The sequence below is a fragment of the Dokdonella sp. genome (assembly GCF_049593775.1).
Classification (GTDB): domain Bacteria; phylum Pseudomonadota; class Gammaproteobacteria; order Xanthomonadales; family Rhodanobacteraceae; genus Dokdonella.
In genome coordinates this window covers 1-6,323 of record NZ_JBAWHJ010000081.1, presented here as the reverse complement: position 1 = coordinate 6,323, position 6,323 = coordinate 1, and the positions used below count along the sequence as shown (strand labels likewise).

Annotated in this window: 5 protein-coding genes and 1 pseudogene; 5 read left to right on the top strand and 1 reads right to left on the bottom strand. The window is 60.7% G+C overall.

What is annotated here, in order from left to right:
• Together WBP53_RS02850 and WBP53_RS02845 are read left to right on the top strand one after the other, a co-directional pair.
• A pseudogene (locus WBP53_RS02850) lies at positions 1-343 on the top strand (HAD family hydrolase); the annotation flags it as partial.
• A 410-nt stretch (positions 344-753) separates the two neighbouring features.
• Positions 754-906, top strand: coding sequence for a DUF3309 family protein (locus WBP53_RS02845; protein ID WP_423925731.1), 153 nt, complete (start codon positions 754-756; stop codon positions 904-906).
• Positions 907-1,031: 125 nt separating this feature from the next.
• Here WBP53_RS02845 and WBP53_RS02840 read toward each other — a convergent pair whose 3' ends face one another.
• Entirely contained in the window at positions 1,032-1,310 is a 279-nt protein-coding gene (locus tag WBP53_RS02840) for a hypothetical protein (protein ID WP_423925729.1), read from the bottom strand.
• A gap of 490 nt (positions 1,311-1,800) precedes the next feature.
• On the opposite strand from WBP53_RS02840, the gene WBP53_RS02835 reads away from it, so the two are divergent.
• From WBP53_RS02835 to WBP53_RS02825, 3 genes are all read left to right on the top strand, one after another.
• On the top strand, positions 1,801-3,051 hold the full coding sequence (locus WBP53_RS02835; RefSeq protein ID WP_423925727.1) for an efflux RND transporter periplasmic adaptor subunit: 1,251 nt from the start codon (positions 1,801-1,803) through the stop codon (positions 3,049-3,051).
• A 108-nt stretch (positions 3,052-3,159) separates the two neighbouring features.
• Positions 3,160-3,912 carry an ABC transporter ATP-binding protein gene (locus WBP53_RS02830; protein WP_423925725.1) on the top strand — a complete coding sequence of 251 codons (753 nt, stop codon included), beginning with the start codon at positions 3,160-3,162 and terminating at the stop codon, positions 3,910-3,912.
• Positions 3,913-3,921: 9 nt separating this feature from the next.
• A partial coding sequence (locus tag WBP53_RS02825; protein WP_423925723.1) for an ABC transporter permease occupies positions 3,922-6,323 on the top strand: 2,402 nt, incomplete at its 3' end.

Genomic DNA, 6,323 nt, shown 5'->3' with positions numbered 1-6,323 from the left:
TACCAAGGGTGACCTGATTCACCAGCAAGCCAAGGTCAGGCGTTCGGGATTGGGCGATCTTTTCCATCGTATTGAAATCGTCTCCGAAAAGGATGTGGCCGCGTACTCCCGAGTGCTCGCCGAATGCGGCGTTGAAGCAAATGCGTTCGTGATGGTCGGCAATTCCTTGCGCTCGGATATTGCGCCGGTCGTTGAGCTGGGTGGCTGGGGTATCTACATGCCGTATCACTCGACCTGGTCGCTGGAAACCGACACCCAATTCGCGGTCGACAATCCGCGAGTCGTACAAGTCAGTTCGCCGAGTTCCATCCCGGCGGCAATCGAGCAGTTGGCAAATTTCTGAGCATTCACTGCGTCCAGCGGGCTTTGGCCGGCAAGAGTTTCGAACGGACAATTCGATCATGAGCGTGAGTCGAAGAAGCGGCTGCCACGCCTGCTCGTCTGGCTGTTCCTGAGTGCCGACGGCAGGCCTGATCCCTCTCGTTCCGCGCGCATGACCATTTGCCAAATTCGCGAATGACGATTGCGGATGACCGCCCGCTGTACGGTTTTTCGGGTTTTCGCCTCCCGACAGCATGCGTTCACCCGCGCGGGACTAATCCTGTAGGCGCACTGCAGGGCGCATGGGGAGTGCCGCATCGATCAGCATGATGGATCCTGATGCCAGCGCCATGCGTCTATTCACGGGTGTTTCGGCAGCGCACCCCTGAGCGAGTGAGTGCACCCAACTATTCTCTGGAGGAAACCATGACCTTGTCGACCATACTTCTGATTCTTTTCATACTACTTCTGATCGGCGCCTTGCCAACCTGGGGACACAGCCGCAGCTGGGGCTATGGCCCTGCCGGTGGTCTGGGGCTGGTTGTAGTGATCATTCTCGTCCTGCTGTTGATGGGCAAGATCTGAACAAAAAAGAAGCCGCAATGGGTGTACCCATTGCGGCTTCTTTTTGAATGTTTCGTGTCACCAGGCCATTCGGTCGCGAGCCCTGTGACAATTCCGCCATGCGCTGTCTCGCCGGCAGTTGCCGATCAGGCGGCAGCGCGTCGCGAATGCCCTGTTACGTCTTCCACGCGCTGGCGAGCGATTTCCATCGAACCATGAAACTCGAGCGTCGGTACTGCGTTGGCTTCATCGGTCGACCACCAGGTCAACGCGTAGTTTCCATCCGGCCAGGGCCCGGAGATTCCGGCAACCGGAACGCTGTCGACAACAGCAACGGACAGAACGCCGTCATAACGGGACTCCCATCCAATCGTCGACGACGATTTGGTGGGGATGCGCGTTGCGAAGCTGAAGATGTTGTCCATGAGGTTCAATTCCCTGTCGGTTAACTGGATCTGTCGTTGCCAGAGATACAGCAATCCTCGTGCCAACCTTTCCCGCGCTCGGCGTCCCCCGCTTCGAAGTATTGCCAGCGATCGCGCAAGTGCATGAATTTCCTGACGTCATGCGGTGCAATGCCGTGAATGCCCACGGACATTCATTGAGCTCTGCCAACGCTTCCAGGCGGCTGAACTGACAAAACTGTCAGGCCGCGACATCCAGTGCCCGGCGGATTCGCACCTGTTTCGCTGAGTCATTTGCCAAAGGAGAAAAGGGCGGCCTCCGCCAGGACGCCGGACCACTGATCCGGAACCCTTGCAGCCAAGACGGACAGTGAACGCTCGCGCATGGAAGACTGTACGGAAGCGGACACTTCGAGCCGGCTCTTCACGGCGATTGCGTTCGGACAATGCTTATAAATCAGTGTGATGGAGGATTACCGGGGTGCTGGCACGGGTCATGCTCTAGTAGGGTATGGATATCGCACGCCCCGAACTCAAGCAACGTAAACGCCGCCGCCAGATAATCACGGGTGGTGCCCTCGGAATTCTCGCCATTGCCGCCGCCGTCGGCCTCATGGCCCTGGGTCCCGCCATGCCATCGGTCGATCGCAGCAGCGTGCTGGTCGATCTGGTCAAGCGTGGGGAGCTGCTGCGCGAAGTACGTGGCCCCGGAACACTGGTCCCAAAGGAGATTCGCTGGATCTCGGCGGAATCCCCGGCACGGGTCGAGCGCATCCTGGTCAAGCCGGGTGCGGCCGTGGAGGCCGACACGATCATTCTCGAGCTGGCCAACCCTGAGGTCGACGACCAGTTGCTCGCTGCCGATTCGGCCCTGGTGGCGGCACAGTCGGATCTGGCTGCGCGGCGTACCGAGCTGAAGTCCCGATTGCTCGATCAACAAGCCGCGCAAGCCCAGGCGAAGACAGACTACGAAACAGCGCGCATGCAGGCCGAGTCCGAAAAGACGGTTGCCGAGAAGGGAATCATTCCTGCCGTGCAATACAAGAAGAGCCTCGTCGTGCTCGAGCAACTCAAGTTTCGTGTCGATATCGAGCAACAGCGTGTTGCCGAGTTCAGGCGCAATATCGACGCCCAGCTGACCGCGGAACGGGCGCGGCTTGACCAGCTTGCCAATACGCGTGATCTGCGGCAGCGCCAGGCAGATGGCCTGAAGGTGCGCGCAGGTATCGCCGGCGTGCTGCAGCGGGTTCCGGTCGAGGAGGGCGCGCAGGTCGCCGCCGGCGACAATCTGGCGCGCGTCGCGCGGCCGGGTGATCTCATGGCTGAATTGCGCATTGCCGAAACGCAGGCCAAGGACATTGTCATAGGCCAGCCGGCCCGCATCGATACGCGCAACGGAGTTGTCAGCGGCAAGGTGCTGCGCGTCGATCCCGCAGTCCAGAACGGCACGGTTCAGGTCGACGTGGAGCTCGAAGGCGAGTTGCCCAGCGGCGCGCGCCCGGATCTTTCCGTCGACGGCACGATCGAGATCGAACGCCTTGCAGATGTGCTCTATGTCGGACGCCCGGCCTTTGGCCAGCCCGATTCCGAAGTGCGCCTGTTCAAGCTGGATGCCGATGACGTTGCCGCGCGGGTGCCTGTTCAGCTCGGGCGAAGTTCGGTCAACCTGATAGAGATTCGCAACGGCTTGCAGGTGGGTGATCGCGTCATCCTTTCCGACACCAGCGCCTGGGATCAAAGCGACAGGATTCGCCTGGACTGACATGAATTCGGGTCAAGCCCAAAAGGTGTGCAGCAAGGGCATCAGCCGCCCTCTGCAAACTCGAGAGACACACCGCACATCGCTTTCAGAACGACAAGGTTCTCAACCATGAATACAAGCAACGAATCCTTGATCCATCTCGACAATATCCAGAAGGTCTTCCTGACCGATGAAGTCGAAACGCACGCACTGGCCGGCGTGCACATGGACATCGCCAAGGGCGAGTACGTTTCGATCACCGGGCCGTCCGGCTGTGGCAAGTCGACCCTGCTGGCCATCCTCGGCCTTCTCGACACGCCGACCGACGGCCGCTACACGCTGAACAAGCGAGAGGTGGCCGATATCAGTGCCAGCGAACGTGCCGCCATCCGCAACAAGGAGATCGGCTTCGTATTCCAGGCCTTCAACCTGATCGGCGATCTCTCGGTTTTCGAAAACGTCGAATTGCCGCTGACTTATCGCGATGGCGTGTCGAAGGCGGAGCGTCGTGATCGTGCGGTGGCCGCGCTGGAGCGCGTTGGCATGGCCCATCGGGTCAAGCACTTCCCGGCACAGCTTTCGGGCGGTCAGCAGCAGCGCGTGGCCGTTGCCCGTGCATTGGTCGGCGCGCCCTCGATCCTGCTCGCCGATGAGCCGACCGGCAATCTCGATTCGAAGAATGGCGAGGCGGTCATGGCCTTGCTCGACGAATTGCACAAGGCTGGATCAACGATCTGCATGGTCACCCACGATCCGCGCTATGCCGATTTCGCCGATCGCAAGATCTTCATGTTCGATGGCCGCGTGGTCGACGAGGAAACCATGCACCGCCTGCGCCACGAGGAAGATCAGCGCCTCGTGCGCCCAGCCCGCCACGCCTGAGGAATTACGATGTTCTTCGCCGAACTCAAGACTGCGATCAGGGCCATGCAGGCTCGACCCGGATTCTTCATCACCGCCGTGCTCACCATGACCCTGGGCATTGGTGCAGTCACCGCAATCTTCACCGTGTATGACGCCGTGCTGCTCAAACCGCTGCCTTTCCAGGATGCGGAGCGGATCGTCCAGATCAAGCGCGAAAATGGTGCATCCGTTCGGGGTACGAGTTCGGTTCCGGTCTTCGACGAATGGCGCGAACGGAGCCTGACTGCATTTGATGCACTCGGTGCCTATGCGCCGGAGACGATGAACCTGGCCGGGCATGACAACGGTGATGCGCAGCGTTTGTCGATCTACAAGGTGACGCCGGGATTCTGGGATGTGTTCAGTCAGCCACTGGCGCTCGGCCGCAGCTGGGCTGACGAAGAAGAAAACCGGAACGTACATGTCATCGTGCTCAGTGACCGCCTCTGGCGCAGTCGCTTCTCGGCGCGGGCAGATGTTGTCGGCCGGGACATCCGCCTCAACGAGAATGTCTATCGTGTCGTCGGCGTGGCCTCGCCGGAGTTCGCGTTCCCGGGTGACGTGCAGGCCTGGATTCCCACCTTCACGCCCGGACATGCGCAAAGCAGGCGCACGGTCAATTTCCTGACCGTGCTCGGACGCATGAAGGAAAGTGTCAGCAAGGCACAGGCAAAGGCTGCGATCCAGGCAGTCATCGACTGGCAGGTACAAACGTTTCCGGACGACGAGGAATCGATGCAGGCGTCGATCATCGCGCTGCAGGACCAGATCGGTGCGCCGGTAGGCAAGGCGCTCGGCATGTTGCTGGCGGCATCCGCTCTGGTGTTGCTGATTGCGTGTGCCAACCTGGCCGGGCTTGTGCTTGCCAGAGGACAAGCCCGCGAGCAGGAAATGTCACTGCGAAGCGCCCTTGGCGCAGGGCAGGGCCGATTGATCAGGCACGTACTGGCCGAGTCGGTCCTGATTGCGCTGGTGGGAGCCGTGGCCGGAATGCTGGTCGCAAAACCTGCCATTGCCGGCCTGATGGCGCTCGCTCCCGATCTGTTGCCGGCTTACAACCATCCGACCATGGATTTGCGAGTGATTGCGGTAACCAGCCTTGTCGCCCTGGCTACCGTGCTGATGTTTGCATGGTTTCCTGCCTGGCGCGCCGCCGCCGCGGATCCTGTGAAGGCGTTGCAAGGTGCCTCGCGCAGCCAGACCGGCAGTGTCCGGCAGATGCGGGCTCGCTCCGTGCTGGTGTCCGTCGAGATTGCCCTGGCCATGACCTTGCTGGCCGGTGCCGGATTGCTGATTGGCAGCTTGCAGAAACTCGGTGCGGTTGATTCCGGCATCGATGCCGACAACGTGCTGACCGCCCAGTTTTCGATTTCCACCCTGGCCCTGCAGCCCGGCGACGACCTCAACGAATGGGCAGGCAATGCAACGCGAATCCTGGATCCGAAACTCCAGGCAATAGAACGGCGACTCACGGAATTGCCCGGCGTCGAATCTGTTGCGTTGAGCTTTGGCTTGCCGGCATCCGGCAACGCAAACTGGACCAGCAGTTTCCAGATCGTGGGCGAACCCGAATCCGATACGGAAGTGCAGTATCGATTCGTCAGTCAGGACTATTTCAGGACCTACGGCATTCCGGTCGAGGTGGGCAGGGCATTCAATGAACTCGATGGTACGCGGGCGCTCTTGCCGACCGAACTGATCGTCAATCAGGCATTCGCCGATCAGTACCTGGCCGGTGTGGATCCGCTGAGTCGCGAGATTGTCACCTTTGGAGATGATCCGATCCGGATCATCGGCGTCGTTGGCAATGTCAGGCAGTCCGGTCTGGATCGCGATGTTCAGCCTGAACTCTACTTTCCTGTCACCAAGGCAATCCAGGGCGACATGAGCATTGGCCTCAAGGTGGGAGGTGAGCCTCTGGCTCATGCCGGTGCCGTTCGCAATGCGATGCGGGAGGTGGCTCCGGATGCTCCCGTGTACGCAGTCCGTTCGATGGACTCGGTCGTCGGTTCGACCCTCGGTCTTCGCCGTTTCAACATGATGTTGATGAGCGTATTCGCCGCAGTCGCGATGATGCTGGCTGCGATCGGCCTCTACGGGGTCATTGCATTCTCCGTCGCGCAACGTCGCCGCGAGATCGGATTGCGACAGGCGTTGGGTGCCAGTCGCCTGCAGATCCATCGACTCATGTTGGGGCTGGGCCTGCGCATGATCGTTCCCGGGCTGGCCGTTGGGCTTGTCGGTGCGCTCGCATTGGGCCGTTTCATCTCGTCACAGTTGTACGGAATCGGCGCAACGAATCCGCTGGTGTTGCTCGGCGTTGTCCTCGCGCTGGCCAGCGTGGCGATCTTGGCTTGCGCGATCCCGAGCCTGCGTGCCAGCGGCATTGC